We start from the raw sequence: 26,560 nt of genomic DNA on the forward strand, positions 1-26,560 counted from the left end.
TAGAACTGTACTCCTAACAGTTTTCCCTGGTGGCGAGCCACTTCTCGTGGCTTTCCGCCAGCTTGGGCCACAGGATCGCGCGTTCCTCGCCCGTCGGGCAGAGGCCGAAGACGTCGGCCAGCGCCGCGAAATAGTCGCCCTCCCGGTCGAGCGTGGTCGACGTCGAGTCGGCGCCGACCCGCGTCAGCACCAGCCCCCGCACCGAGTCCACCCCCGTCGCGTCGCGCCGCTGGATCGCGAGCACGCGCACGAAGCCCGACTCCGGCGACGTCGACAGGCGGACGTGCTCGGACTCGAACGCCGTCATCTCCGTCGGGACCTTGCGGAAGTCCATGCCGACGAAGCTGCCGCGCGGGTCGTGGTCGAGCCGCCACCCGCCCGGTTCCGCCTCCGACGGCCGGAGCCGGTAGGTGAAGGGCCCTTGGTCGTAAGCGCCCTCGATCAGGGGGAGCGGCGAGTGGATCGCGTCGCCGAGGCCGGCGTCGACCAGCCACTCGCCCGACGGGTTGTCCTCGGTCGGCAGGCCGCCGACGGTCAGCACCAGGTGGTTGCCCCGCGCTCCGGCCGGGTCGGCCGCCGAGCCCTGCACGCCGCCGAAGTGCCGGGTCACCGCGTAGCCCAGGCCCGACAGCAGCTCGGACAGGGCTCCGTTCAGGTGGAAGCAGTAGCCGCCGCGGCCCGAGACGATCCGGGCCGCCGACTCGTGCGGGTCGACGGTGGTGGAGCGGCCCAGCCAGATCTCCGTCGTCTCGTAGGGCACCCGCTCGACGTGGGCCCGCTGGAGGGCGAAGAGGGCTTCGACGCCGGGGGGTTCGCGGGGGAGGCCCAGGCGGTGGAGATATGCGTCAATGTCGATCACGCCCTCACGTTAGCCTGCACCAAAGCTCCACAAAAAGGCGCGAAAGCTCTGCACGTCCGGCCTCTACGCTGCCTGCATGGCTTATCCCCAGCAGCGCCGGGTGCTGGTCGTCGAAGACGACGACACCATCGCGAAAGCGGTCGCGACCCGGCTGACGGCGGAAGGGTTCGACGTTCGCGTCGCCAGTGACGGCGAAGGGGCGTTGGTGGCGTACGCGCGCTTCGAACCCGACCTGGTGGTGCTCGACCGGCTTCTTCCCGGCCTGGACGGGCTGGAGGTGTGCCGCCGCATCCAGGCCGCCCGGCCGGTGCCCGTGCTCATGCTGACCGCGCTCGGCGAGGAGACCGACGTGCTGGTCGGGCTCGGGGTGGGGGCCGACGACTACATCACCAAGCCGTTCAGCATGCGCGAGCTGGTCGCGCGGATCCACGCGCTGCTGCGGCGGGTCGACCGGGCGGCGCAGCTGGCGTCCGAGGAGACGGTGCTGCGGGTCGGCGAGATCGAGATCAACCTGGCCGAGCGGCGGGTGTTCGTGCGCGGCGCCGAGGCGCAGCTGACCCGGACCGAGTTCGACCTGCTCAGGCGGCTCGCCGAGCGGCCCGGACAGGTCTACGAGCGGGAGCGGCTGCTCGCCGACATCTGGGGGTTCTCCGAGGCGGCGGCAACGCGGACCGTGGACAGCCACGTGCGGGCGCTGCGTCGCAAGCTCGGGTCCGAAGTGGTGCGGACCGTGCACGGCGTCGGGTACGCCCTGGTGCGCCCATGAGGCCGCTCGACTTCCTCGGCCGCATCAAGGTCAAACTCGGGATCGTCATGGTCGGGGCCGTGGTGACCGCGTTCGTGGTCAACGAGGTCGGGATCAACGGGGGCGTCCCGCGTGACCTCCGGATCGCCTTCGCGGTGTTCCTGGCGCTGCTCATGATGCAGGTGCTGGCCCGGGGGATGACCAAGCCCCTGCGGGAGATGGCCGCCGCCGCCCAGACCATCGCCAAGGGTTCGTACGGCCTCCGCGTCACCGCCACCAGCCGCGACGAGGTCGGCGAGCTGGCCAGGGCCTTCAACGCGATGGCCGCCGACCTGGCCGAGGTCGACCGGCAGCGCCGGGAACTGGTGGCCAACGTGAGCCACGAGCTGCGAACCCCGATCACGGGGGTGCAGGCCGTGCTGGAGAACGTGGTCGACGGCGTCTCCCCGCCCGAACCCGAGATCCTCGGCACCGCCCTCGCCCAGACCCAGCGCCTCGGCCGGCTCGTGGCGCAGCTCCTCGACCTGTCCCGGCTCGACTCGGGGGCCCGGCCGATCGTGGCCGAGGAGTTCGACCTGGCCGACCTCGGCGGGCAGGCCGTCCGCGAGGCGTCACTGGGCCGCGACGACGTGAAGGTCGTCGCCGCGATCGACCCCGGCCGCCACCTGACGACCGCCGACCCCGCCCTGCTGGCCCAGGTGCTGGCCAACCTGCTGGACAACGCCGTCCGGCACAGCCCGCCCGGCGGGACGGTCACCCTGACCTCCCGCGCCTCGGCCGACGGCACCCTGGAGATCGAGGTCGCCGACGAGGGCCCCGGCATCCCGCCCGCCGACCGCCAGCGCGTCTTCGAACGCTTCTCCCGCCTGGACGCCGGCCGCGCCGCCGACGCCGGAGGAGCCGGACTCGGCCTGGCCATCGCCAAGGAGATCGCCGAACTCCACGGGGGAACCGTCGCGGTCGCCGACGGCGCCGGCTGCCACATGGTCGTCACCCTGCCCAAGGCGGTCAGGGAGCTCACACCGACCGGACGAACCGTCGCCGCGGGCCGGACCCCCACGGGGGCGGTCCACGCCCGCCTACCGGCGACGAGCCGCTCACGAACCGATACGGAGGCCGGTCCCGTGAACCAGACGGACCCATCGTCGACCGACGTCGGGGTCTCGCCGGAGACCCCAACCGCTCCGGCGTCTCCCGGGGGGCTGTTGTGGAAGGCTTCGCCGTCTGCGGCAGCCGAACGGGACTCAACCGAAGGTGCGCCCATGGCGCCGCAGGCACCTGGGATACCGCCAACGAGGGCGGCGGCTCCGGCCGATGGCTCCAAGGCGGAGCCAGTCCAGCCGCAGGTCACCCAGGTACCCGGTGCGGTCACGCCTTCACCGCAAACCACTGCGACCCAAGAGAAGCCTTCGCCTTCCGCGCCGACTCCGGCCGATTCCGGGCAATTCGCCGCCGCGCATTCGGCGGCGGCTCCGGCGGATGCCGCGCCGCTCGCCCCTGCGCATGCGGATGCGGTCCCGGCGGATGCCGCGTCGCTCGTCTCATCAGAGGTTCCCGCTCGTCTGGAGGCGGCCTCGGCCGATTCCGCGTCGCTCGCCCCATCGGCGGCTTCGGCTGACTCCGCGTCGGTCGCCCCTCCGGCTGTTCCTGCGCAACCTGCGGCGGCTTCGGCCGATTCCGTGCCGACCGCCACCCCGGCCGGTTCCCTCCGGACCGCCGTCACCTCGCCGCACCCCGTCGTGATCCCTCCCGCTCGGCGAGGGCAGGCCGCCCCGAGCGGCCCCACCTACCCGCCCGGCTCCTCCCGCCAGCGGATGTTCGACGACGGGCCGCCCTCCGGGAGATCCATCGGCGGGGCCGTCGTCGGGGCGATCATCGGGGCGCTCGCCGGCCTGCTCGGGGGCACGGTCGCGGCCATGTTCTTCGGGATGGGGCCCAACACCGAGATCCAGGCCGCCGGGGCGTTCCTGCTGTTCGTCTGTGTCGGCATCGCCGTCGGCGGGTCGCTCGGCGGGCGGGTCGGGACGCCGTCCGACCAGGCGGGCGGTCAGTTCGACGCGTACACGCCGCCGCCGCTCTTCCCTCGGCCGGCCCTGCCCGACACGCCCACCTGGGTTCTCCCCGCCGCCATGGGGACGGGGCTGGTCGCGGCCGTCTGCTTCCCCTACGCGCCGACCGGTCTCGGGGTGGTGCTGACCGCGGTCGCGCTGACGCTCGCGGTGTTCCCGGCCGTCCGGCATCGCGTCAACGCCTGGAGTGCCGCCTACGCCGTCGCCGCCTACGGGCTGGTGTCGGTCGCGTTGTTCCGGGACGCCGACTGGCTGGTCGGGCTCACCCTGCTGGCCGCCTTCGCGGTCGCCTCACTGGCCGTGTCGGGCGGGCGGGGCTGGGCCGGAGTGATCAGAGGGCTGCTGTCGGTCGGGCTGGCGGTGTTCCCGGTGCCGTGGTTCCTGGGCGGGCCGGTGCGCCGGGTACTCAAGCGGCGCAGCCTGCTGCCCGTCATGGTGTCGCTGGGGATCACCGCGATCCTGCTGGGCGTCTTCGGGGTGCTGTTCGTCTCGGCCGACGCGGTGTTCTCCTCGTTCGCCCGCGAGTTGTTCTCGGCGCCCGCGTGGGCCGGGACGCTGCCGGTGCGGATCTTCCTGTTCGTCGTCTTCGGGGTGGTGGCCGCCGCCGCGATCCTGGTCGCGCTGCGGCCGGTCGCCGAACCCCGCGTCGACTACGCGCCGCTCAACCTGGCCCGGACCCTCTGGGTCATCCCGCTGGTCGGCGTGAACCTGCTGTTCGCCGCCTTCGTCGGGGTGCAGATCTCGGTGCTGTTCGGCGGCAGCCGCAGGGTGCTGGAGACCGCCGGGCTGACGTTCGCCGAATACGCCCGCTCGGGCTTCTTCGAGCTGATCACCGTCAGCGTGTTCGTGCTGTTCATCGTGGCCTTCTGCAGTGTGATGATCAAGGGCGACCGGTGGATCATGGCGACCCTGCTGGGGCTGCTCTGCGCGCTGACCCTGGTCATCCTGGCCTCGGCGCTGCACCGGCTCGGCCTCTACACGGCCGCCTACGGCTTCACCCGGCTGCGCGCCTCGGTGGGCGCGACGATCTGGTGGATCGCGGCGGTGTTCGTCCTGGTGCTGGTCGGCGGGCTGGTGAAGCGGCAGGCGTGGCTGCCGAAGGCGCTGGTCCTGCTCACGGCCGTGTCGCTGATGGTCTTCGCGGTCTGGAACCCGGACGCGCAGGTGGCCGAGACCCAGGTGTCGGTACGGGGCGTCGACCGCCTCGACGCGCACTATCTGGGGCGGCTGAGCGCGGACGCCGTACCGGGACTCGACCGGCTGCCCGAGCCGATCAGGAGCTGCGTGCTCCGGGAGGTGATCGAGGTCCAGGACCTGCGCTTCCCCGACCCGTGGAACGGCTGGAACCTGTCCCGGCTGCGGGCGGCGGAGATCCTCGCGGCGCACCCGGTCGACACGTCGGTGACGTGCGAGGAGAAGTACCGGTCCGCATACTGATCAGGTGACTTTCGACGTGGTGATCGCGAACGGCTGGGTCGTCGACGGAACCGGCGCCCCGCCGTTCCGCGCCGACGTCGGGATCTCGGCCGGGAAGATCGCGGCGGTCGGGCGGCTGCCGCACCACGACGCCGTCGACGCCACCGGCCGCCACGTCATGCCGGGAATGATCGACTGTCACTCCCACGGTGACGCGCTCGTCCACGACGCGGACTTCCAGCTCGCCAACCTGCGCCAGGGCGTCACCACGGTCGTGCTCGGCCAAGACGGGCTCTCGTTCGCCCCGACCACCACCAGGGCCGCCTTCGACTACGCCACCCGCTACTTCGCCGCGATCAACGGCGACTTCCCGGGCGACGGCCCGCTGTCGGTGGCCGAGATCAGGGCGAGCCATGACAGAGCCGCCCTGAACAGCGTCTTCCTGCTCCCGCACGGCACCATCCGCTACGACGTGCTCGGACCCGCTCAGACCGCCGCGTCTCCGGACGACATCCACGCGATGCGCTCGATCGTGGAGAAAGGCCTCGAAGAGGGTGCGGCAGGCCTGTCGACCGGCCTCGAATACGTCCCCGGCCGCTACGCCGACGTCACCGAACTCGCCTCCCTGTGCGCGCCTCTCCAGGGTCTTCCGTACGTCACCCACATGCGCGGCTACGGCCAGTCGGCGCCCGTGGGGATGAAGGAGGCGCTGGCCGTCACCCGGAAGGCCGGCGTCGCGCTGCACGTCTCCCACTTCCACGGCCCGGCCGATGTGCTGCTCCCGCTGCTGGAGGGCGACACGACCTTCGACACCTACCCCTACCTGCGGGGCAGCACGATCCTGGCGATGATCGTGCTGCCGCAGGGGGTGCCCGCCGCCGATCCGGCGGCGGCGCTGCCGATGATCGAGCACCTCGACCTCGACTACGCCTGGGAGCGCCTGACCATCGCGCACGCCCCGGGCCTCGAATGGTCCGAGGGCCGCACCATCCCCGAGGCCGCGCAGCGCCAGGGCGAGAGCCCGGCGCTCTTCGCCCGCCGGCTCCTCGTCGAGACCGATCTCGAAGCGGGCTGCGTCAGCGCCCGCCCCGACGAGGGCCCCGAGGGCGAGGAGTCGGTCCGCCGGATCCTGCGCCACCCCGCCCACACCGGCGGCTCCGACGGCCTGCACGTCGGCGGCCACCCGCACCCCCGCGCCTACGGCGCGTTCGCCCGCTTTCTCGGTCACCACGTGCGGGAGAAGGGGCATCTGAGCTGGTCGGAGGCCGCGCTGCACCTCGCCGCCCACCCGGCCCGCCGGTTCGGGCTGTTCGACCGGGGGCTGGTACGCCCCGGCCACGCCGCCGACCTCGTCCTCGTCGACCCGGCGAAGGTCGCCGACCGGGCCACCTACGCCAGCCCCCGCGAACTCGCCCGGGGGATCGACGACGTGTGGATCAACGGGGAGCGGGTCCTCAAAGACGGACGAATGACCACAGCACGCCCCGGCCGGGCCCTGCGACCGGCGTAGTCTCCTATACGATCCACGAGTGCTCATTTCCGGCATGACCATCGACTGGCGCACACGGGGATTCGTCCAGCCGGAGCCGGTCACGGCGGAGGAGTTCCTGGCGGCACGCCACAGCCTGTTCGACGGGCCGTTCACGTGGCCGCTCATGGTCGCCCGTCAGAGCGCCCTCGACCACAACGTGCGGCTGCTGGCTCAGCACGTACGGGACAACGGCCTGCTGCACGCCCCGCACGGCAAGACCACCATGTCCCCGCAGCTCTTCGCCAAGCAGCTCGCGGCGGGCGCGTGGGGGCTGACGGCCGCGACGGCGAGCCAGGTCATGGTCTACCGGAGCCTCGGGGTCGAGCGGGTCCTGCTGGCCAACGAGATCTACGACGAGCGCGCGATCGACTGGCTGGCGAGGCAGCCCTTCGACGACCTCCTCGTCTACGCCGACTCGCCCGGGGGCGTCGAGCTGCTGGCCGGGAAGGGCTTCCGGATCCTGGTCGAACTGGGGCATCCCGGCGGGCGGACCGGCTGCCGGACCCCTGACGAGGCGAAAGCGCTCAAAGCGCTCATCGACGCCACCGACGGCGTCGAGTTCGCCGGGGTGTCCGGCTACGAGGGCACCCAGCCCGACCGCGCCGGCGTCACCCGATACCTGAAGGACCTGCGCCGGCTCGCCGAAGACCTGGCCGCCCCGATCGTCTCGGCCGGCGGCAGCTCCTACTTCGACCTGGTCACCGACGAACTGGCGGGCATGGACGCCCGGGTCATCGTGCGTCCCGGCGCCTACATCGGCCACGACGAGGGCTTCTACGCCCGGATGAGCCCCTTCGCCGACCGGCTGAGGCCCGCGATCGAGGTGTACGCCCAGGTCGTCTCGGCCCCCGAACCCGGCATGGCGATCGTCGGGCTCGGCAAGCGCGACATCCCCTATGACCTGGACCTGCCGTTCGCCCCCGACGGGCTCACGGTGACCGGGCTGCAAGACCAGCACACCTACCTCAGCGACCCCGGCGGCCTGGTCAAGCCGGGAGACGTGCTGAGGTTCGGCGTCTCCCACCCCTGCACCGCCTTCGACAAGTGGCGGGTCATCCCCGTCGTCGACGACGACAACATCGTGGTCGACCTGCTCACCACGTACTTCTAGGAGAAAAAGTGAAGGAAGAGATCCGCACCACCGACGGCGCCGCCCCGGTCGGCGCCTACTCGCAGGGGCTCGTGGTCGGTGACTTCGTCTACACCTCGGGCATGGGGCCGCTCGACCCGGCGACCGGCGAGATCGTCGGCGCCGACGTGGCGGAGCAGACCCACCAGACCATGCGGAACCTGGGCGCGGTGCTCGCCGTCCACGGCCTGACCTTCGACGACGTGATCAAGTCGACGGTGCACCTGCAGAACCTGAAGGAGGACTTCGCCGCCTACAACGAGGTGTACAAGTCCTACTTCACCCAGCCCTATCCGGTGCGGACCACCGTAGGATCGCAGCTCATGAACATCCTGGTGGAAATCGACTTCGTGGCCTACAAGGGGCGTTAGTGGATTCTTCGGTGTACGTCTTCGTCGAGGACCTGCGCGACGAGGGCGTCGACGCGGTGCTCGACCGGATCACGGACCTCGGCGTGGCCGGGGTGACCGTGGCCGCCGCCGTCCACCAGAGCACGGACGTCACCCCTCACGGCACCAGCCGGATCACCCTCCGGCACGACGGGGTGCACTTCCCCCCGCCGCCCGACCTGTTCGGCCGGCTCTCGCCGCCGCTCCAGCCCGGCGCCGACGACAAAATCCTCGACGACCTGCGGGCCGCCTGCCGGTCGCGGGGCCTGGCCTTCCACGGCTCGGCGGTCTTCCTGCGCAACCCGACCCTTGGGGCGAGCCACCCCGAGGTGACGGTCCGCAACTGCTTCGGCGACCGCGGCGCCCCCGCCGACCTCTGCCCGGCCAACCCCGACGTGCGCGCCTACGCCGTCGGGCTGGCCCGCGCGGTGGCCCGCCAGGGCGTCGACAGCGTCGTGGCCGACTCATTGCACTTCGCGGCGTTCGAGGCGGGCCGCTCCTACATCCCCCTCGGCCCCATGGACGCCTTCCTGCTGGGCCTGTGCTTCTGCCACCACTGCCTGCTCCGGGCCACCCAGCTGGGCGTGAACGCCGAGGTGGCGCGCGAGGAGTGCGCCAGGATCGTCGGCGGTGTCCTCGACGGCGACCCGCCCGCCCAGGGCCAGGTCACCCGGGCGGCGCTGACCGCCTACGCCGGCCCCGAGGTGGTCGCCTACGCGCGGGCCCGCTCCGAGACGGTGACCTCGCTGGTCGCGGAGGTCTCGGCGGCGGTCACCGACGAGGGCTCGCAGCTCACCTTCACCGACGCGACCGGCGCGCTGAAGGGGGCCGCCGACGGCCTGCCCACGGCGGGCCTGGCCGCCCACGACGCCTGGCAGATCGGCGTCGACCTGGTGGCGCTCGGCGACCTGGTCCCGTCGTTCGCCGTGCTCGCCTACGCCCGCGACGCGACGCGGATCGCCGACGACCTGGCCGCCTACTCGCGCTCGGTCGGCAAGGACCGCGAACTGCGCGCGGTCCTGCGGCCGGGCATGCCCGACATCGAGGGCTGGGGCGAACGCCGCCGCGACGTCGACTCGACCGAACGCCTGGCCGCCAAGGTCAGGGCGGCCAAGGCGGCAGGCGCGGCTGGGGTCGACTTCTTCGCCTACGGGCTGGTCAGCCGGAAGGTGCTCAGCCGGATCGACGGAGCCCTGTCAGGTTGATTCGGTCAGGCTGACTCGCGGACGACCAGCTCGGTCGTCAGGATCACCGGGTCGGCCGCCGTCTCGCCGCGCTCCAGCAGGCTGAGCAGCAGCTTCACCATCGCCGCGGCCTGTTCGATGATCGGGTGGCGGACCGTCGTCAGCGGCGGGTCGGTGTAACGGGCCGCCTCGATGTCGTCGAAGCCCACGATCGCGACGTCGTCGGGGACGCTGCGGCCCGCCTGGCGCAGGGCCTGCATCGCGCCGATCGCCATCAGGTCGTTGGCGATGAAGACCGCGTCGAGCTGGGGGTCGTCTTCGAGGAGCTGGCGCATCGCGATCGCGCCGGACTCGCGGGTGAAGTCGCCGACCGCGACGATCGAGCGCCGGTCGGAGTCGCGCAGGGCGTTGCGGTAGCCGGTCAGCCGGTCCTGTCCGCCGATCATGTCCTGTGGCCCGGCGATCGTGGCGATGCGGCGGCGGCCGCGTTCGAGCAGGTGCTTCACGGCCTTCTCGGCGCCGCCCACGTTGTCGTTGTCGACGTAGGGCAGGGCCACCGGGACGGCCGGGCGGCCGTAGGAGACCGCCGGGACGCCCATGCGGGTGATCGCGGCCGGCAGCGGGTCGGCGCCGTGCATCGAGATCAGCATGACGCCGTCGACATGGCCGCTGGCGATGTATCGCTCCACACGGGCGTGGGACTGGGCCGAGCCGCTCAGCATCAGCACGACCTGCTTGTCGGCCGCCTCCAGCTCGACGCTGGCCGAGCGGATGACGGTGGAGAACATGGGGTCGTCGGAGAACACCCGCGTCGTCGGCTCCGACACCACCAGGGCGATCGAGTCGGTCCGCTGCGTGACGAGGCTGCGCGCCGCGGAGTTGGGCACGTAGCCCAGCTCACGGACGGCGCGCAGCACCACGTCGCGGATCTCGGGACCGACGGTGGACTGGCCGTTGACGACCCTGGAGACGGTCGCCCGGGAAACCCCGGCACGAGCGGCGACGGCCTCCAAGGTGGGGCGCTTCATCGACGGGTCCCTCCCACGGGGCTCGGGTTGCGGACGATAACGATATCGGCCCCTAGCCCTTCACACTTCCGGCCAGCAGGCCGCGTACGAAATACCGCTGCATGGACAGGAACACGATCAGCGGGATGATCATGGAGACGAAGGCGCCCGAGGTGAGGCGCTGCCACTCGTTTCCTCTGGTCCCGGCCATCTGCGCCAGCCGTACCGTCATCGGGGCGGTCTCCGCGGTGCCGCCCGAGAAGATCAGCGCGACCAGCAGGTCGTTCCATACCCACAGGAACTGGAAGATGCCGAACGCCGCCAGCGCGGGGGCCACCAGCGGCAGCACGACCTTGCGCAGGATGGTGCCGTGGGTGGCGCCGTCGACGCGGGCCGCCTCCATCAGCTCGCCCGGCAGTTCCGACATGAAGTTGTGGATCAGGAACACGCCCAGCGGCAGCGCGAAACAGGTGTGGGCGAACCAGACCTGGATGAACTGGCCCGAGCCTTCGAGGTTCCAGGCCGGCATCAGGGTGATGCCGAAGACCTCCACGCCCTGCGAGAAGAACGACAGCAGCGGCACCAGGGCCATCTGCAGCGGCACGACCTGGAGGGCGAAGATGCCGATGTAGACCCAGTCGCGGCCGCGGAACCGCGTCCACGACAGCGCGTAGGCCGCGAAGGTGGCCAGCGCCAGCGGGAACAGCACCGACGGGATCGTGATCACGACCGAGTTGATCAGGAACGACGCCAGCCGGCCCGACGACGACGAACTGCCGAACAGCACCTCCCGGTAGTTCTCCAGGGTGAGCTGCGGGTTGCTGAAGAACGTCCACCAGCCGGTCTGCTTGATGTCGTCCTCGGGACGGAACGACGACAGGAACAGGCCGAAGGTGGGGGTCGTCCAGAGCAGGGCGATGACGACCGCGATCAGGCTCGCGACGCGGCCGGACAGCCGCTTGCGCACCCGGCCGGCGGCCGTCTTCGGCTGCGTGCGGGCCACGCTGGGGGCGATGGTGGTCATGCTCATGCCTCCCGGCGCTGCCGCAGCGAGCGGATCTGGTAGACGACGATGGGCGTGACGAGCACGAAGAGGAACACGGCCAGCGCCGCGCCCTTGCCCGCCTCGCCGTAGCGGAACGCCTGGTTGTACATCTCGTTGGCGATGACGCTGGTGTCGAACTGGCCGCCCGTCATCGTGCGGACGATGTCGAACAGCTTCAGCGTGCCGATCGACTGGGTCACCAGCACCACCACGAGCGCGGGGCGGATCGAGGGGAGCGTGACCCGGAAGAACATCTGGAGCGGGCTCGCGCCGTCGAGCCGGGCGGCCTCGACGATCTCGGCCGGGATGCCCTTGATCGCGGCCGACAGGACCACGGTGGCGAAACCGGCCTGGATCCAGACCATGACGACGATCAGGAACAGGGTGTTGGTCGGGGCGCTCTGCAGCCACTGCTGCGGTTCGCCGCCGAGCCAGACCACGAACTGGTTGAGCAGGCCGATCTGGTTGGCGTCCTCGGGACGGTACGCGTAGACGAACCGCCAGATGATGCCCGCGCCGACGAACGAGATCGCCATCGGCAGGAACACCAGCGACTTGGCGATCGACTCGAAGCGGGACTTGTCCACCACGACGGCGTACACGAGACCGATGGCCGTCACCAGAGACGGCACCAGCAGCACCCAGATCAGGGTGTTGCGCAGGACCGTGATCGACTCCGGCTGGGTGAACATCCAGATGTAGTTGTCCAGACCGACGAACTGGCTGCTGTCGCCGCTCATGAACGACAGCAGGGTGGTCCGGATGCCCGGCACCACCAGGCCGATCGCCAGCAGCACCAGCGCGGGGCCGAGCAGCAGGAGCGAGTGCCCCCACGACCGTTCCTTCATGGGGGCGCGGTCGAGCAGCAGGAGCATGAGGCCGACGAAGGCCAGGAACACGACGACGCCGACCAGAAGCTGGAGGAGTTTGGGCGCCTCGGCGGCGAAATCGAAGAAGAAGTCCATGGGGGAGGTCTCCCGGGTGCGGGTGTGCCCGGCCCCGGAGCTCGTGGCTCCGGGGCCGGGCAGCGGTCCTATGTCAGGACTTCGGCCAGGAGGCCTCGATGAAGTCGAGCGTCGACTTCGTGTCCTTGCCGTTGATCCAGTCGGTCATGCCCTTCCAGAAGGTGCCCGCGCCGACCGCGGCCGGCATCAGGTCGGAACCGTCGAAGCGGAAGACCGTGCTCGGGTCCTGGAGCATCTCCATCGACAGCTTGTCGATCGCGTTGGCGGCCTTGCTGACGTCGACCTTCTTGTTGGCCGAGACGTAGGTGCCCAGGGCCATGCGGCGGTTCGGGAAGTCGCCGCCGGCCAGGTAGGCCTGGACGGCCTGGACCTCGGGACGGTCGGCGAAGCCGGCCACGAACTCACCGGCGCCGAGCACCGGCTTGCTGCTGGCGTCGTTGCCGGGCAGGTAGAAGGCGAAGACGTCGCCGTCCTCGGCCACCTTGGTGCCCTCGGGCCAGAAGTTGGCGTAGAAGGAGGCCTGGCGGTGCAGGGCGCACTTGCCCTCGGTGATCGGCACGCCGCCCTCCTGGAAGGCGGTCGAGGCGATCGACTTCACGGGGCCGTAGCCGCCGTTGACGTACTTCTCGTTCTTCAGGATCGCGCCGACCTTGTCGACGGCGGTGACCATCTTGGGGTCGTTGAAGGGCAGGTCGTGGGCGACCCACTGGTCGTAGCCCTCGGGGCCGAGGTCGCGCAGGACGACGTCCTCGATCCAGTCGGTGGCGGGCCAGCCGGTGGCGTCGCCCGACTCGATGCCGGCGCACCACGGCTTGATGCCGGAGGCGGCGATCGTCTCGGTCAGGGTCATCAGGTCGGCCCACGTGGTGGGGACGGTCCAGCCCTTCTCGGCGAACATCGAGGGGGAGTACCAGACGAACGACTTCACGCTGGCGCCCAGCGGCGCGCCGTAGAAGACGTCGTCGACGGTGCCGTACTTGACCCAGTCGGGCGACCAGTTCTCGTTGGCGAGGGTCTTGACCTTCTCGGAGGCGGGCTTCAGCTTGCCGGCCTTGGCGAACCGCTCAAGGAGACCGGGCTGCGGGAAGAACGCGATGTCCGGCGGGTTGCCGGCGTCGGCGCGCACCTGGATCTGGGCCTCGAACTCGCCGGTGCCCTCATAGGTGATCTTGATGCCGGTGCAGTCGGCGAAGGGCTTCCAGGCCTGCTCGAACAGGTCGGCCTCCGCGTCGCGGATCGGCGAGTAGATGCTCACCGTCGTGCCCTCGAACTTGCCGTACTCAGTGAACGGCGCGCATTCGGCGGACGCCGCGTCGCCGCCGCCGGCGCTGGCCGCCGGTGCCGCGGAGTCGCCGCCGGAGTTGCCGCAGCCGGTGGCCACGAGTGCCAAGCCCAAACCTGCCGCGATGGCGGACAAACGGGCGGGTCGTGAGAGGAGCGACATGGACCCTTCCTCCAAAGTTCTTCCATGAACTCTCATCAGAGAGCGGTTCCGGAAGCTTCACCCCGGTTACGACGGCATGTCAATCCATGTGAGATTACGGTTACCGCATTGTGAATTGGACAGTTCCGTTATCGTGGAGAGCGCTCTCTGATGACGTCCCAGCCGGTGGCGGGCAGAGGGTCGATCGTCACATTCCCGGCAATGAGTGCTCTAAGCGCCAACGCAGGACACGTTATGGGGACGGCGGTGGGAGCGCGACCACGGTTGTGTTCCGATTCGGTCACCGCACTCTTGTCGGAATTTATCCGGATGCATAAACAAATAGAGTGGCGTCGTCGAGTCCGGTCGGGCAGCCGTCTCGACGCCGTGCCGGCCCGACGGTGACCGGCGCCGCCGCCGGCCCGGCGGGCGCCCTCCCGGGAGCCGTGGTAGAGAGCGCTCTCAGGCGCGGAGCGCTGACGGAGAGTGAAGCTCCCGTCAACGGAGCCTCACCCGTCACCGGAAAACTCTGTGATAAACGCCCCGCGTTGACATGGGGCCCGACTTGCCGGGATGCTGGCTGAGAGCGCTCTCACACGGAGGGCCGGTTGGGTGGGGGCGGCAGCATGACCGTGTCGGCGGATGTGGCCACAGGGGCGGAGGTCCTGGAATTCCCGCAGGGGTTCGTGTGGGGCACGGCGACCGCCGCCTACCAGATCGAGGGGGCCACCCGCGAGGGCGGACGCGGCCCGAGCATTTGGGACACCTTCAGCGCCACCCCGGGCAAGGTCTTCCAGGGTCACACCGGCGAGGTCGCGTGCGACCACTATCACCGCCACCGCGACGACGTGGCGCTGATGGCCTCGCTCGGCATGTCGGCCTACCGCTTCTCGGTCGCCTGGCCGCGCATTCAGCCCAGCGGCAGCGGCCCGGCCAACCCGCACGGCCTCGACTTCTACGACCGCCTCGTCGACGACCTCATCGAGGCCGGCATCACCCCGATCGTCACCCTCTACCACTGGGACCTGCCGCAGGCCCTCGAAGACCGCGGCGGCTGGACCAGCCGCGACACCGCCGAGCGGTTCGCCGAATACTCCGCCGCCGTCTACCGCCGCCTCGGCGACCGCGTGGAGACCTGGACGACCCTGAACGAGCCGTGGTGCTCGGCCTTCCTCGGCTACGCCGCCGGCATCCACGCCCCCGGCCGTACCGACATCGGCGCCTCCTTCGCGGCGGCCCACCACCTGCTTCTCGGGCACGGGCTCGCGACCCGGGAGCTGCGCGCCCTCGGCGCGCGGCAGATCAGCATCACCCACGCGCTCTCGCCGGTCAGGGGGACCGACCCCGACGCCGTGGCGGTGCCCGACGGCATCATGAACCGGATCTTCCTCGATCCGGTCCTGCGCGGCGTCTACCCGGCCGACGTGGTGGCCCGCGCCTCCCGGTTCACCGACTGGTCGTTCGTCCGCGACGGCGACCTCGAAGTGATCAGCCAGCCGATCGACCTGCTCGGCGTCAACTACTACAACCCGACCTTCACCGAGCCCCGCCCCGGCGAGCCCGCCAACCCGGTCTTCCCGGGCAGCGAGGGCATCGGGTTCCCCGTCCCCGACGGTCCGAAGACCGCCATGGGCTGGCCCATCGAGGCCGCGGGCCTCACCGAACTGCTGGTGAGCCTGTCCCGCGACTACCCCGACGTGCCGCTCATGATCACCGAGAACGGCGCCGCCTTCGACGACACGCTCATCGGGGGCCGAGTCGACGACAGGCGGCGCGTCGAATTCCTCGACGCCCACTTCCGCGCCGCCCACGCGGCCATCGCCGCCGGCGTGGACCTGCGCGGATACCTGGTCTGGAGCTTCCTGGACAACTACGAGTGGGCCTTCGGCTACGACAAGCGCTTCGGCCTGGTCTACATCGACTACGCCACCCAGGAGCGCGTCCCGAAGGACAGCGCCAAGTGGTACGCCGAGGTGATCCGCAGGAACGGCCTGGCGTGAGCCGGCCCACCCTGGAGAAGGTGGCCGCCCGCGCGGGCGTGTCCCGAGCGACGGTCTCCCGCGTCGTCAACGGCTCGACGACGGTGGCTGAGCACATCCGCGTGGCCGTCCAGCGGGCGGTCGAGGAGCTCGGGTACGTCCCGAACCAGGCCGCCCGGTCGCTGGTGACGCAGCGGGCCGACTCGATCGCGCTCGTCTTCTCCGAGCCGCCGGTCCGCGTCTTCTCCGACGACCCGACCTTCGCCGGGATCATCCGCGGGGTCTCGACGGAGGCCGACGCGGCCGACAAACAGGTCGTCCTGATGCTGGCCGGATCGTCGCGGGGCCACGAGCGGGTCGAGCGCTACACGACCTCGGGCCACGTCGACGGGGTGATCGTCGCCTCGATGCACGGCGCCGACCCGCTGCCCGCCGCGCTGGCCCGCCGTGGCATCCCGGTGGTGTGCAGCGGGCGGCCCCTGACGGGGTCATCTCTTCCGTACGTCGACATCGACAACGTCGGGGGCGCGGAGTCGGCGGTGCGGCACCTGCTGGAGTCGGGCCGCCGCCGGATCGCCACCATCGCGGGGCCGCCCGACATGGTCGCCGGGATCGACCGGCTGACCGGCTACCGGAACGCGCTGCGCGACTCGGGCCGCCGCTCGATCATCGCGATCGGCGACTTCACCCGCGACAGCGGCTTCGAGGGGATGACCCAGCTGCTCGAAGACGACCCGGGCCTGGACGCGGTGTTCGCGGCCTCCGACATGATGGCGCTCGGCGCGCTCCAGGCGCTGCGCAGGGCGGGCCGCCGGGTGCCCGACGACGTGGCCGTGATCGGCTACGACGACGTCCCGGCCGCGCCCTACGCCGACCCGCCGCTGACCACGATCAGGCAGCCGACGATGCGGATGGGGCGGGAGCTCGCCCGGCTGCTGCTGAGCCCGGGGGAGTCGTCGGTGATCCTGCCGACGGAACTGGTGGTCAGGGAGTCGGCCTAGCGCCCTCGATCGCGGTCTTCATCTCGGCCGCGCCGTAGCGCATCCGGATCTCGACCTCTCCCCGCGCGGAGTCGGGCAGGAAGTCGGCCGTCCAGACGAGGACCCCGTCGGGCCGCACCTCGAACGAGGCGTGGTGGTGGGTCAGCGGGGGCCGGGCGCCCGCGACGACGGCGTAGGAGAACCGCCGGGCCTCGTCGTCGAGGGAGACGATCAGTTCGGTGACGACGTTGCCGTCGGGGAAGGTCAGGCGCCGGCGGCCGTCTTCGATTTCCGTGCCGGCGACCCGGCCGGGCAGCAGCCGCTCGTGGACGGCCCCGACGTCGCGGATGACGTCCCAGGTGTGCGCGGGCGGCGCGTCGATCGGCAGTTCCACTCGGACAGAGGCCACGGCGGGACACTACCGTGTTCCCGTTTCAGACGATCTTTCCGTCGACGCCCCAGAGCGCGGCCACGCGGTCGAGGTTCTCCTGGAACACGCCGTCGACGCCGGTCGCGACCCACCCGTCCGGGGGCTCGCGATCGGCGGGGCAGAGGGAGTAGTTCCCCTCCCCATCCATGATGACCTTGAACGTACGGGGGGCCATATCTGCCCCTTTCCACCGACTGAGAGCGCTCTCTGTTCAGAAAACACCCGTTCCACTGGAACGTCAAGAGGTGTACGTTCAATCCCTGAACAAGGGAGATCGTCTGATGGCCAATTCCCTGACGGGCCTACGTGAGACCAACCGCCGCCTGATCACGGAAACGGTGCGTAAGTCCGGCGCCCTCACCCAGGCGCAGCTGGCCCGTCAGACGGGCCTGTCCCCGGCGACCGTCTCGACCATCGTCAGGGAGCTGCGCGACGCCGGGCTGGTGGAGATCTCCCAGGCGGGCGGGCGTCGCCACCTCATCTCCCCGGCCCGGGAGACCGGGCTCGTGGTCGGCGTCGACTTCGGGCACTCGCACCTGCGGGTGGCGCTGGCCGAGCGGTCGCACAAGGTGCTGGCCGAGGAGGCGATCCCGTTCGACGTGGGGGCCAGGGCTCCCGAGGGGCTGGCGGCGGCCGAACGCCTGATCATCGGGCTGCTGGGGCGGGCGGGCGTGAGCCGTGCCGAGATCAGGGCCGTCGGGCTCGGTTTACCCGGCCCGATCGACCCGCAGACGGGGATCATGGGGTCGAGCACCATACTGCCGGGCTGGGCCGGCGTCGATCCCGCCGCTGAGCTGGGACGACGTCTCGGGGTGCCGGTCGTGGTCGACAACGACGCCAACCTGGGGGCGCTCGCCGAGGCCACGTGGGGGGCGGCCAAGGGGCGGCGCGAGGTGGCGTACATGAAGATCGGCACGGGGGTCGGGGCGAGCATCCTGATCAACGGGCTGCTCTACCGGGGGGCCACCGGGACGGCCGGGGAGCTCGGCCACATCACCATCGACGAGAACGGCCGGCTGTGCCGGTGCGGCAACCGGGGCTGCCTTGAGACGCTGGCCGGCGGCCAGCAGCTCATCGACCTGGTCCGGCCCACCCACGGGCAGGTCACGGTGTCGCGGCTGGTCGAGCTGGCGCACGCCGGCGACATCGGCTGCCGTCGCGTCATCGCCGACGCGGGCCGCCACCTGGGGGTGGCGGTGGCGAGCCTGTGCAACATCCTCAACCCGGGCCTGGTGGTGATCGGCGGGGCGCTGGCCGAGGCGGGTCCCCTGCTGATCGATCCGATCATGACCGTGGTCGGCCGCCTGGCCATCCCGAGCGCGGCCCGCGCGGTCAGCGTGGTGAAGGGTGAACTGGGAGAGCGCGCCGGAGTGCTCGGAGCGCTCGCGCGTGTTCAGAGCCCGAACGTGGAGAGCGCTCTCTAGGATCTTCACCTTAGGCCTTGACGAGGTGTGAAGCCGGGCGCACAGTAACGGCAATCTGCGACTTCCCGCCTACCGAAAGGTTCCCATGGCGACCTTACGACTCGGTAAACGCTCTCTGATCGGGTGGATCGCCGCGTTGCTGATCCCGGTCCTGTGCATCGGCGTCGCCAACGCCGCCGTCCCCTCGACCCCCTCGGGCTGGACCCTCGTCTGGTCCGACGACTTCAACGGCTCGGCCGGCACCCTGCCCTCGTCGGCCAACTGGATCATCGACACCGGCCACGGCTACCCGGGCGGCCCCGCCAACTGGGGCACCGGCGAGATCCAGAACTACACGTCCAGCACGAGCAACCTCAGCCTCGACGGCAGCGGCAACCTGCGCATCACCCCGATCGGCAGCGGCCAGAACTGGACCTCCGCCCGCATCGAGAGCCGCCGGGCCGACTTCAAGCCCGCCTCCGGGCGGATCCTGCGCATCGAGGGCCGCATCCAGATGCCCAACGTGACCGGCAACGCGGCGCTCGGCTACTGGCCCGCGTTCTGGGCCCTCGGCGCCCCCTACCGGGGCAACTACTGGAACTGGCCCGGCATCGGCGAGTTCGACATCATGGAGAACGTCAACGGGATCAACCAGGTCTGGGCCGTGCTCCACTGCGGCGTCTCACCCGGCGGCCCGTGCAACGAGACCAACGGCCTCGGCGCCGCCCGCGCCTGCCCCGGATCGTCGTGCCAGTCGGCCTTCCACACCTACCGCTTCGAGTGGGACCGCTCGATCACCCCGAACCAGTTCCGCTGGTACGTCGACGGCGTGAACTACCACACCCTCAGCCAGAACCAGTTCGACGCCACGACCTGGAACAACATGACCAGCCACGCGGGCTACTTCCTGCTGCTCAACGTGGCGATGGGCGGCGGCTTCCCCAACGGCGTGGCCGGCTTCGGCACCCCGACCGCCGCCACCGTCAGCGGCCGGCCCATGGTCGTCGACTACGTCGCCGTCTGGCAGAGCGGCGCCGGCACGACCCCGCCCCCGTCATCGCCGCCCCCGACCGGCGGCGTGATCCAGGCCGAGTCGTACAACGCCCAGCAGGGCACCCAGCTCGAAACCACGACCGACTCGGGCGGCGGCCAGAACGTCGCCTACATCTCCAACGGCGACTGGCTGCGCTACTCGGTCGACTTCACCGGCGAGACCCAGTTCAACGCCCGCGTCGCCTCCGGCGCGGCCGGAGGAGTCAGCGGCCTGGTCCAGGTCAGGCTGGGCAGCCCGACGGGCACCGTGATCGGCCAGATGTCGGTCGGCAACACCGGCGGCTGGCAGTCGTGGCGGACCGTCCCGGCCAACATCTCGGCCGTCAGCGGCACCCAGACCGTCTACATCACCTTCAGCAGCGGTCAACCGGCCGACTTCGTCAACCTGAACTACTTCAGCTTCTCGCGGTAGAGGTCGCGCAGCAGCGCGACCTCGGCCGCGTGGTGGACGAACTCCCGGTTCAGCCACCACACGATCGCGATGAACGGCACCGTGGGGTCCAGCCCCGCCGGAAACTGGCTGAACCCCACGGTGTCGAGCTGCTCCTCCGTCAGCCCGTCGACGTCCTCCCGCCACCGCTCGACGCTCTCGAACAGCCGCTTCTGGGCGTCGTCGGCCGTGTGGGGGATCTCCAGGTCGTCGAAGAGCATCCGCCGGTTGCCGAACGTCCAGTCCCACCGCATCGTGAAGCAGGCGAGCAGATGCGCCATTCGCCAGGCGATGCTGGTGACGGGCGGCGGGATGGGCTCGTTGGGGCTGAAGTCGGCGATCCAGTCGCCCTTGCCGTAGACGTCCACGTCGCCGTCGAGCCGCCGCCGGACGGTCCAGGAGTTGCCCGGTGAGGGCTCCCAGAAGTACTCGTCGTCGGTCAGGCCCTGGAGGCGGTCGCGGGTGAAGGTGACAGAGGACTCCAGCTGGTCGAGCAGCAGGCCGACCCGATCGGTGCGCAGTTCCATGCCCGGGGCACTACCCCCGGACCGTCCACTCATGAGCGTCGAGGAACGACCGGTCACCGACCAGATAAAGGAGAACCATCCGCCTGACCTGCTCCCGGTCGGTCGTGGACGTCGACCGGATGACGCCGTCCTCCTTGAAGTCGACCTCGTAGCCGGGGGAGACCTGGATGAAGTGGCTGCCGTAGACGACCAGCGCCATGAACGGGTTCTCCGCCGACAGGGTCTCCAGCACGTCGTTGACCAGGTTGAGATCGGGATCGTGGGCGACGACCCCGTCACCGGTGTGCAACTGCACGTCCCGGTACGCGCCCAGGGGCTCCCGGTTGTGGATCAGGTGACGCCGGGCGTCGTAACAGACGAGCCCGTGCTCCCGGGCGAACGCGAAGGCGGCGTTCCCGACCTCGTCGGTCGCCTCGTCGGGGGCCGACACGAGCGCGCCGTCGACGGTGGCCCCCGGAAGGGCGGCGGCCAGGGCCGCGCTGATCTCCGGGGGAAGCTCGGCCTTGCGGTAACGGTCCCGGGCGTCTTCCTTGGAGATCGGTTCGGGCTCGTACCAGAGGGCCAGTTCGAAGGTCATGGCACCGACGATAGGGCTAGATCTCCGGTGACCTGGAGCCGCTCTTCGCCGCCACGGCGAGATCCCTGACGACCTGGATCAGCTCGGCCGGGTCGAAGGGCTTGGTCAGGTAGGAGTCGACCCCGATGCCGAGCCCCCGGCGCTTGTCGTCCTCCTGGGCCCGCGCGGTGATCAGCACGACCTTGACGTGGGTGGTGCGCGGGTCGGTGCGAAGCTTGGTGGCGGTCTCCCAGCCGTCGAGCCGCGGCATCATGACGTCGAGGGTGATCACGTCGGGATCGACCTCCCGCACCCGGTCGAGGCAGTCCTGCCCGTCGAAGGCTGTATAGACATCGAAGCCCTCCAAGGTCAGATTGACCGCGATGAGCTGCCGGATGACCTCGTCGTCGTCGACGACCAGTACGCGCCCCAAAACCTCACCCACGGCCGCGAGGCTACCCGGGAGGGGCGGCTGGCGCGGGGTTTTCGGGGGATGTGTGCCCGGGCGCGTCGCATAACGGTGTGCGAAGAGGGTGTGGAGTGCTGGTAACCTAGGCTTGTTCCTGAGCCCCCTTAGCTCAGGGGATAGAGCACCGGCCTCCGGAGCCGGGAGCGCAAGTTCGAATCTTGCAGGGGGCACCTGATCTTCACCAGCGAAAACTAGCTGTGACCAGCATATATGGCATCGAACGGGCGAGTCTCCAGTCTCACTGGGACTCGCCCGTTCTCATTGACGCTCGCTGGTTGTGGGCCAGTTGTGGGCCAACGGCGGGCCGAGTTTGATCACCCTTTGAGGACCGCTTCGATGCGCTGATTGATCTGCTCTGCCTGGCCGTCCAGGCACTTGGCGTAGCGCTTGAGGAGGACTTCCACGCTGTTGCCGGCGCGTTCGGCGACGGTGGCAGGATCTACCCCCGCGTTGAGCCACGTGGACAGGGCGGCGTGCCTCAGGTCGTACGGCCTGCCCGCCAGGGGAGAGGTGACCTGCTGCGGCGTCAGGGCGAATCGTCTGGACTCCTCCCATGCGCGGGCGTAGGTGGAGGCTCCCAGGACACCACCGCGTTCGTTGCGGAACAGTCGGCCGTCTGCGGCGGTGCCGAACTCTTCCAGGTGGGTGCGCAGGATGGCCACCAGCTCGGGCGGGATCGGGACCGGTCGCACTTCCTGTTCCTCGCGCTGTTTGAGCCCACGTTCATCGTGGACGGTGCCGGTGTCGGTCCATTGCTTGCCGCTGCTGGGACGGGTCACTTCCAGCGTGAGCAGGCCCCATCCTTGCTCGGGTAGGAGGCAGTCCGTCTGCCGGAGTCCGACGACTTCGGCAGGCCGCATGCCGGCGTAGTAGAGGGTTGCGAAGAAGGCGACCAGGCGGCGGCCTCGGGCGCGGTGCCAGCTTCCGACGTAGGACAGGCCGGTGAGCAGCTCGCGAGCCTGAGAGGGATTGACCACGCGGCGGCGGTCAATGGCGGTGTCTCGGCTGGTCTTTTTCCGCTTCAGTCGCTTGAGAGGATTCTCGGACAGTTCGCCAATTTCGACGGCGTATTCGAGAGCGGTGTTCAGGCCGCGACGTCGCCGGGCGATCGTGTCGGGTGCCGCCCGCTTGCCGTCGCGCGTCTGACTGAGTTCCTGCCCAATCAGCCGGATAACGGCGGGAGTTGCCAACTCACCCACGGGAATGGTGCCTTTCTGGAGAAGCCTGACGGCATTCTCCAGGTGCGCGGGTATGGCTGTGTCGTCCGGCCTGGGGATCAGCGCCCACAGCATCGCCGCCCTGATGTCCTTCCTGGGTAGATCAGCGGCTTCGCCGTCCAACAGGGCGAACGCGGCGACAGTAAGACTGTCCACGATGCTTTCCCTGGTCTTGGCTGCGGCGTCCTTCCAGCGCATGGCCACGTACTTCCTGCTGAATTCGTACCAGGTCAGGACGGGCTTTTTCTCGGTGGGTGCCTGCCGCATGGAGGAAGGCAGACCGGTGACGGTGTCGAACAATTCTCCCTTCTGGGCTGCCTTGAGCAGTCCGGCGCGGAATTGGTCGGCGAGCGCACTGGTAAGGAATGACTTGGACTTGGGTTCGGTGGAGACCTTCCAGCGAACCTCATACGGCTTGGCTCTCCCCTTGCGCTGCCGGATCTTCCAGATGATTACGTCCAGGGTTTCCACGCAATGCCCTCCTACGCTGCGGTCTGTTCAAAGGCGGCAAGCCAGGTGTCCAGGTCGCTACGCCGAACCTTGCGCTTGCCGTTGGGGAACTTGAGGGACTTGGGACCACGGCCGGTGTGCAACCAGCGGTAGAAGGTGGACTTCGGCACGTCGATCTCGTCGAGAACTTCGGCGATGGTCAGAAGCTGCTTGGCTCGCGTCATGGTGTGGCTGCCTTTCGGGGGCGGTCGTCAGGTGCCGTTCGTTGCGGGGAGGGCTGAAACATCTCCGCATCTCCGCATCTCCGCAAAAGTGGCCTTGACCTGGGGCGATGCATGCGGAGATAGAGATTTCCCGATGGGGTCATCTCCGCAATCGGGGTTCATCTCCGCAGGAAGTGCGGAGATGCGGAGATGTGCGGAGATGGCATGTCGGCTACTCCGCAAGCGTTTGTGCTGGTCAACGGTGCTTGCGGAGATGCGGAGATGTTTCAGCGGTTGGAGGGGGCCGGAGCGGTGTGGCACTCGACCCAGAACACGTTCCGGTCGCCTCGGTCGTTCTTGGCGGACCGGATGACGTAGTTGCCGCGCCAGCGTCCGATCTGGCCGGTCAGCAGCCGTCCGAGGGCGAGCGCGTTGGGCATGCGGCCGGTGGCGGTGGTGATGAACTGGCCGTCCCATGCGTCGTCGTCACCGAACCCGGTCTGTTTGGGTTCGCCGGAGCGGCGTAGGTCGGCAGCGGTCATGGGTTGGGTGCCGTGACGGGTGTGCCAGCAGGACAGGAAGCCGCGCCAGCGGGTTTCGTCTTCGTCGATGTCGCGGATGTCGGCGGCGTTGGCCAGGAAGCCGTCAACGCTGTGGTGGGCCAGGAACCCGCCCAGGGATTGCGCCCACGGGGTGAACTGCCGCATCGAGACGCCGGCGGCTTTGGGGGCGCCGTTGCGGGTCCAGTCCAGCACCAGGACCAGCAGATGCCACAACACGGTGAGCTGATTGGCCGGGACGGTGATCCACTGGTCCAGGTGCGGGATACCGAACCGGGTCTGATCACGCTGTTCGGGCCGGGGCATGTTCGGGTCCAGGTGAACCCGGACGGTCCGTGAGGCCATGTCCCCGCCGACCTGGAGGTTGTTGCCGGTGGCCATCCACAGCCGGTCGTTGACGGTGGCGATGTTCCGCGATGCTCCAAGCTGCCGGTCGGACCAGACGCCAGCGGTGACCAGCAACGCCAGCGTTGCGGAGTCGATGACGGTGCCCTCGGCCAGGTTGTCCCACACGACCACGCCGACCTGTTCGGACAGGACGGCCGTGATGCTCTTGCGCAGTTCCTCTTCGGCGTACGGCCAAGGCATGACGCGCTGGCCGTAGAGCATGCCGGGGCCGCCGGTCAGGATGCTTTTGCCGGAGGCGGGCATGGTCGCGTCGATCAGCGCGAACGGGGTCAGGCTGCGGGTGTAGTGCCGCAGGATCGGGGTCGCCAGCAGCGCGAGATAGTTGGCTCGGTCGGCGTCGGTGGCCCACGGGAAGTCCCGCAGGAACCGGTTCAGCAGGAAGTCGCGGGCGTGGTGCACCTGCTCTGCGGTGGGCTGGTCGGGCACCGGCGGAAGGGCGACCTTGGCGGCCAGGTACAGGCCGGTGGCCTCGTCATAGCCGGGCCGCTGCAACAGGGTGCCGTCCCGGCGTAGGACCGGCGCCCCGATCACGCCGTGCAGCGCAGATACCTTGGGCCAGGTCTTGCCCGCCAGGACGGAGGACAAGGTTTCTCGGGGCGGTGTGACCTCCTCTTCCATGGTTTCCATGCCGCCGGTGCCGTCTTTGCGGGCGCGGAGCCGGTAGACGTAGGCGTGTTCGGCCAGCAGACCGGCCAGGGTGGCGGGGGTGAGCGGGCTTGCCGCCACCGGTAGCGGCGAGTCCTCGTCAGCGGCGGGGCTGGCTTGCCCACCGGAGATGGTCTCCATGTGGACCAGGGCGCCGGCCGACACGTAGGTGTCGGGCAGCAGCCGGTCCACCAGCGCGGCCTTGAGAACGCGGATGGTCTCCGGGCCGGACCCGACCTGGAGTCGTGTCGGGCCGGTCATGCCGCCACGCTCCGGGGCCGTCGGGCGCCGGCGCGCAGACCGGAGGCGATCGTGCGGTGGGCTTCGCCGGGCCGCTGTCCGACCTGTTCGGCGGCGGAGGCAAGCCAGGCGGTGACGTCGGACTCGGTCAGCGCGCCGCCGGCGACGAGCTGACCGAGGGCGACCGAGGCGTGGTAGAGCGCGTTGTTGTGGCCGTCGGCGGGCGAGTCGGTCACGCGCGCCAGCTCGGCCGCGACTGCGGTGCGGAGGTAGGCGCTGTGCCGGTCGGCGCCGGCCAGCGGAACCGTGACCGGTCGCTGCGGCGGCAGAGGCGCGGGGGTGAGGCGCTCGGCCAGCCATCCCGGCAGCGGGGCGGGCGGGGTGCGGTTGATGACCTCGTACGGGCCGGCGCCGTCGGGCAGGTCGACGAAACTGCCCGGTCCGACGACGTACCCGCCGACGCCTCGGGTGTCGATTTTCCAGCCCAGCCCGTTGCCGTCCTCACCTCGGGTGTTGCCCAGCACGACGTCTGCGGGGGCGGTGAAGTACAGGTGCAGTCCGCCGCGCCGCGTGGTCACGGTGAAGGTGTCGAACGGCAGGGGTTGCCCGGCGCGCTCGCAGAGCACGGCCAGCACGTCGGCGCCGTCGGTGACTCCCGGCAGGTCCCAGGGGGTCGGGGGGCGAAGCCCCTCCTTCTCGGGCTTGTCGAGGTCAATGACCACGAGCCGGGAGGGGCCGCACGCGATGCCGACGTTGTAAGGCGTGCGAGTCCAGAACCGGCGGATGACGTCGGGGTCGGTGGTGTTGCGTTCCTTCCACGGCCAGCCCTTGAGCGGCCACTTGCCGCGCGGGGTGAGCGGGAAGACGTGCCAGCCCTTGGCGGCGGCGGCCAGGGCGTAGCGGGTCAGGTCAGCAGGCACCGGTGTCCTCCTCGGTCGGTTGGCAGGGCGGGGTGGGCTGGCCGTTGTAGTTGTCGCGGGTGGTGCCGTCCGGCAGGCGCCATTCGGTCCACCACCGGCGCCCGTACGGGGAAGGGCGCTTCTGTGCCCGGGTGCCGCACCGCCGGCAGGTGGCGTGGTAGTTGTCGTGGTGGGTCCAGCGGTGCTGACCCGGCGTCGTGGGCTTGTGCGCGTGTTCGTGGTCCCGTTGGTCGGCGGCCTGGTTGGGGTCGCGGTGGTCGGTCGGGGATTTCATGCGGGTTTCCTCCGGCTTGGGGTGCCTGAGGCGCTGAGAGCGCCTCAGGCGGCT

General features: G+C 70.1%; 25 protein-coding genes and 1 tRNA gene. 11 read left to right on the top strand and 15 right to left on the bottom strand.

Features of this window, described 5'->3' with window-relative positions:
• Positions 1–13: 13 nt before the first annotated feature.
• Complete coding sequence (locus tag FDA94_RS21665) at positions 14–859, bottom strand: arylamine N-acetyltransferase family protein (protein WP_137248904.1); 846 nt, start codon at positions 857–859, stop codon at positions 14–16.
• A gap of 76 nt (positions 860–935) precedes the next feature.
• Between FDA94_RS21665 and FDA94_RS21670 the strand changes: the two genes are divergently transcribed.
• From FDA94_RS21670 to FDA94_RS21695, 6 genes are read left to right on the top strand one after another with little or no spacing between them, the layout of a single operon-like run.
• Positions 936–1,625: a response regulator transcription factor gene (locus tag FDA94_RS21670; protein WP_062335540.1), complete on the top strand. Its 690-nt coding sequence runs from the start codon at positions 936–938 to the stop codon at positions 1,623–1,625.
• Entirely contained in the window at positions 1,622–5,110 is a 3,489-nt protein-coding gene (locus tag FDA94_RS21675; RefSeq protein WP_137248905.1) for a DUF4153 domain-containing protein, read from the top strand. The genes FDA94_RS21670 and FDA94_RS21675 overlap by 4 nt, the downstream gene beginning before the upstream one ends.
• Before the next feature lie 4 nt (positions 5,111–5,114).
• Positions 5,115–6,599, top strand: coding sequence for an N-acyl-D-amino-acid deacylase family protein (locus FDA94_RS21680; protein WP_137248906.1), 1,485 nt, complete (start codon positions 5,115–5,117; stop codon positions 6,597–6,599).
• Between the two features lie 34 nt (positions 6,600–6,633).
• Positions 6,634–7,731, top strand: a complete 1,098-nt coding sequence (locus tag FDA94_RS21685) for an alanine racemase (protein ID WP_137248907.1) — start codon at positions 6,634–6,636, stop codon at positions 7,729–7,731.
• A gap of 8 nt (positions 7,732–7,739) precedes the next feature.
• Entirely contained in the window at positions 7,740–8,120 is a 381-nt protein-coding gene (locus tag FDA94_RS21690) for a Rid family detoxifying hydrolase (protein ID WP_137248908.1), read from the top strand.
• Positions 8,120–9,343, top strand: coding sequence for a hypothetical protein (locus FDA94_RS21695; protein WP_137248909.1), 1,224 nt, complete (start codon positions 8,120–8,122; stop codon positions 9,341–9,343). The genes FDA94_RS21690 and FDA94_RS21695 overlap by 1 nt, the downstream gene beginning before the upstream one ends.
• A gap of 5 nt (positions 9,344–9,348) precedes the next feature.
• Here FDA94_RS21695 and FDA94_RS21700 read toward each other — a convergent pair whose 3' ends face one another.
• From FDA94_RS21700 to FDA94_RS21715, 4 genes are all read right to left on the bottom strand, one after another.
• Positions 9,349–10,350 carry a LacI family DNA-binding transcriptional regulator gene (locus FDA94_RS21700; protein WP_137248910.1) on the bottom strand — a complete coding sequence of 334 codons (1,002 nt, stop codon included), beginning with the start codon at positions 10,348–10,350 and terminating at the stop codon, positions 9,349–9,351.
• A gap of 52 nt (positions 10,351–10,402) precedes the next feature.
• Positions 10,403–11,353, bottom strand: a complete 951-nt coding sequence (locus FDA94_RS21705) for a carbohydrate ABC transporter permease (RefSeq protein ID WP_137248911.1) — start codon at positions 11,351–11,353, stop codon at positions 10,403–10,405.
• Between the two features lie 2 nt (positions 11,354–11,355).
• Positions 11,356–12,339, bottom strand: a complete 984-nt coding sequence (locus FDA94_RS21710; RefSeq protein WP_137248912.1) for a carbohydrate ABC transporter permease — start codon at positions 12,337–12,339, stop codon at positions 11,356–11,358.
• Between the two features lie 73 nt (positions 12,340–12,412).
• Positions 12,413–13,720, bottom strand: coding sequence for an ABC transporter substrate-binding protein (locus FDA94_RS21715; protein WP_342778514.1), 1,308 nt, complete (start codon positions 13,718–13,720; stop codon positions 12,413–12,415).
• 668 nt (positions 13,721–14,388) lie between these two features.
• On the opposite strand from FDA94_RS21715, the gene FDA94_RS21720 reads away from it, so the two are divergent.
• Both FDA94_RS21720 and FDA94_RS21725 read left to right on the top strand, forming a co-directional pair.
• Entirely contained in the window at positions 14,389–15,762 is a 1,374-nt protein-coding gene (locus FDA94_RS21720; protein ID WP_137248914.1) for a GH1 family beta-glucosidase, read from the top strand.
• Positions 15,759–16,742 (top strand): LacI family DNA-binding transcriptional regulator, encoded by a 984-nt coding sequence (locus tag FDA94_RS21725; protein ID WP_137248915.1) that lies wholly within the window; start codon positions 15,759–15,761, stop codon positions 16,740–16,742. Before FDA94_RS21720 ends, FDA94_RS21725 begins: the two co-directional genes overlap by 4 nt.
• Here FDA94_RS21725 and FDA94_RS21730 read toward each other — a convergent pair.
• Positions 16,726–17,130 carry an SRPBCC family protein gene (locus FDA94_RS21730; RefSeq protein ID WP_137248916.1) on the bottom strand — a complete coding sequence of 135 codons (405 nt, stop codon included), beginning with the start codon at positions 17,128–17,130 and terminating at the stop codon, positions 16,726–16,728. The genes FDA94_RS21725 and FDA94_RS21730 overlap by 17 nt on opposite strands.
• A gap of 25 nt (positions 17,131–17,155) precedes the next feature.
• The gene (locus FDA94_RS21735; RefSeq protein WP_137248917.1) at positions 17,156–17,326 is read right to left on the bottom strand and encodes an MbtH family NRPS accessory protein; all 171 of its coding nucleotides are present in this window, start codon (positions 17,324–17,326) and stop codon (positions 17,156–17,158) included.
• Between the two features lie 106 nt (positions 17,327–17,432).
• On the opposite strand from FDA94_RS21735, the gene FDA94_RS21740 reads away from it, so the two are divergent.
• A complete protein-coding gene (locus FDA94_RS21740; protein WP_137248918.1) occupies positions 17,433–18,575 on the top strand; it encodes an ROK family transcriptional regulator in 1,143 nt (380 codons plus the stop codon).
• 85 nt (positions 18,576–18,660) lie between these two features.
• A complete protein-coding gene (locus tag FDA94_RS21745; protein ID WP_137248919.1) occupies positions 18,661–20,019 on the top strand; it encodes a glycoside hydrolase family 16 protein in 1,359 nt (452 codons plus the stop codon).
• Here FDA94_RS21745 and FDA94_RS21750 read toward each other — a convergent pair.
• From FDA94_RS21750 to FDA94_RS21760, 3 genes are read right to left on the bottom strand one after another with little or no spacing between them, the layout of a single operon-like run.
• Positions 19,998–20,564, bottom strand: a complete 567-nt coding sequence (locus tag FDA94_RS21750; protein ID WP_137248920.1) for a DinB family protein — start codon at positions 20,562–20,564, stop codon at positions 19,998–20,000. The two genes, FDA94_RS21745 and FDA94_RS21750, sit on opposite strands and share 22 nt — an antisense overlap.
• A gap of 10 nt (positions 20,565–20,574) precedes the next feature.
• Positions 20,575–21,141 carry a hypothetical protein gene (locus tag FDA94_RS39335; RefSeq protein ID WP_170991055.1) on the bottom strand — a complete coding sequence of 189 codons (567 nt, stop codon included), beginning with the start codon at positions 21,139–21,141 and terminating at the stop codon, positions 20,575–20,577.
• Positions 21,142–21,157: 16 nt separating this feature from the next.
• Complete coding sequence (locus FDA94_RS21760) at positions 21,158–21,565, bottom strand: response regulator transcription factor (protein ID WP_246060084.1); 408 nt, start codon at positions 21,563–21,565, stop codon at positions 21,158–21,160.
• A gap of 122 nt (positions 21,566–21,687) precedes the next feature.
• On the opposite strand from FDA94_RS21760, the gene FDA94_RS21765 reads away from it, so the two are divergent.
• Positions 21,688–21,759, top strand: a tRNA-Arg gene (locus FDA94_RS21765).
• A gap of 144 nt (positions 21,760–21,903) precedes the next feature.
• Here the strand turns inward: FDA94_RS21765 and FDA94_RS21770 are convergent.
• The 5 genes from FDA94_RS21770 to FDA94_RS21790 all read right to left on the bottom strand — a co-directional run bounded on the left by FDA94_RS21770 (position 21,904) and on the right by FDA94_RS21790 (position 26,506).
• Positions 21,904–23,277 (bottom strand): tyrosine-type recombinase/integrase, encoded by a 1,374-nt coding sequence (locus FDA94_RS21770; RefSeq protein WP_137248921.1) that lies wholly within the window; start codon positions 23,275–23,277, stop codon positions 21,904–21,906.
• Between the two features lie 11 nt (positions 23,278–23,288).
• Complete coding sequence (locus FDA94_RS21775; protein ID WP_137248922.1) at positions 23,289–23,480, bottom strand: helix-turn-helix transcriptional regulator; 192 nt, start codon at positions 23,478–23,480, stop codon at positions 23,289–23,291.
• A gap of 266 nt (positions 23,481–23,746) precedes the next feature.
• Positions 23,747–25,333, bottom strand: a complete 1,587-nt coding sequence (locus FDA94_RS21780) for a hypothetical protein (protein ID WP_137248923.1) — start codon at positions 25,331–25,333, stop codon at positions 23,747–23,749.
• Positions 25,330–26,232, bottom strand: a complete 903-nt coding sequence (locus tag FDA94_RS21785) for a bifunctional DNA primase/polymerase (protein WP_170991056.1) — start codon at positions 26,230–26,232, stop codon at positions 25,330–25,332. Before FDA94_RS21785 ends, FDA94_RS21780 begins: the two co-directional genes overlap by 4 nt.
• Entirely contained in the window at positions 26,222–26,506 is a 285-nt protein-coding gene (locus tag FDA94_RS21790; RefSeq protein WP_137248924.1) for a hypothetical protein, read from the bottom strand. Before FDA94_RS21790 ends, FDA94_RS21785 begins: the two co-directional genes overlap by 11 nt.
• Between the last annotated feature and the right edge of the window lie 54 nt (positions 26,507–26,560).

Origin of the sequence: Herbidospora galbida (assembly GCF_005233835.1) — a bacterium.
In the GTDB taxonomy this organism is placed as follows: Bacteria; Actinomycetota; Actinomycetes; order Streptosporangiales; family Streptosporangiaceae; genus Herbidospora; species Herbidospora galbida.

Excerpts from the sequence above, each read along its gene's own strand:
- FDA94_RS21775 (WP_137248922.1), bottom strand. The coding sequence starts at position 23,480 with ATGACGCGAGCCAAGCAGCTTCTGACCATCGCCGAAGTTCTCGACGAG.
- FDA94_RS21705 (WP_137248911.1), bottom strand. The coding sequence starts at position 11,353 with ATGACCACCATCGCCCCCAGCGTGGCCCGCACGCAGCCGAAGACGGCC.
- FDA94_RS21780 (WP_137248923.1), bottom strand. The coding sequence starts at position 25,333 with ATGACCGGCCCGACACGACTCCAGGTCGGGTCCGGCCCGGAGACCATC.
- FDA94_RS21670 (WP_062335540.1), top strand. The coding sequence starts at position 936 with ATGGCTTATCCCCAGCAGCGCCGGGTGCTGGTCGTCGAAGACGACGAC.
- FDA94_RS21750 (WP_137248920.1), bottom strand. The coding sequence starts at position 20,564 with ATGGAACTGCGCACCGATCGGGTCGGCCTGCTGCTCGACCAGCTGGAG.
- FDA94_RS39335 (WP_170991055.1), bottom strand. The coding sequence starts at position 21,141 with ATGACCTTCGAACTGGCCCTCTGGTACGAGCCCGAACCGATCTCCAAG.
- FDA94_RS21685 (WP_137248907.1), top strand. The coding sequence starts at position 6,634 with ATGACCATCGACTGGCGCACACGGGGATTCGTCCAGCCGGAGCCGGTC.
- FDA94_RS21700 (WP_137248910.1), bottom strand. The coding sequence starts at position 10,350 with ATGAAGCGCCCCACCTTGGAGGCCGTCGCCGCTCGTGCCGGGGTTTCC.
- FDA94_RS21720 (WP_137248914.1), top strand. The coding sequence starts at position 14,389 with ATGACCGTGTCGGCGGATGTGGCCACAGGGGCGGAGGTCCTGGAATTC.
- FDA94_RS21735 (WP_137248917.1), bottom strand. The coding sequence starts at position 17,326 with ATGGCCCCCCGTACGTTCAAGGTCATCATGGATGGGGAGGGGAACTAC.
- FDA94_RS21740 (WP_137248918.1), top strand. The coding sequence starts at position 17,433 with ATGGCCAATTCCCTGACGGGCCTACGTGAGACCAACCGCCGCCTGATC.
- FDA94_RS21675 (WP_137248905.1), top strand. The coding sequence starts at position 1,622 with ATGAGGCCGCTCGACTTCCTCGGCCGCATCAAGGTCAAACTCGGGATC.
- FDA94_RS21710 (WP_137248912.1), bottom strand. The coding sequence starts at position 12,339 with ATGGACTTCTTCTTCGATTTCGCCGCCGAGGCGCCCAAACTCCTCCAG.
- FDA94_RS21790 (WP_137248924.1), bottom strand. The coding sequence starts at position 26,506 with ATGAAATCCCCGACCGACCACCGCGACCCCAACCAGGCCGCCGACCAA.
- FDA94_RS21745 (WP_137248919.1), top strand. The coding sequence starts at position 18,661 with ATGGCGACCTTACGACTCGGTAAACGCTCTCTGATCGGGTGGATCGCC.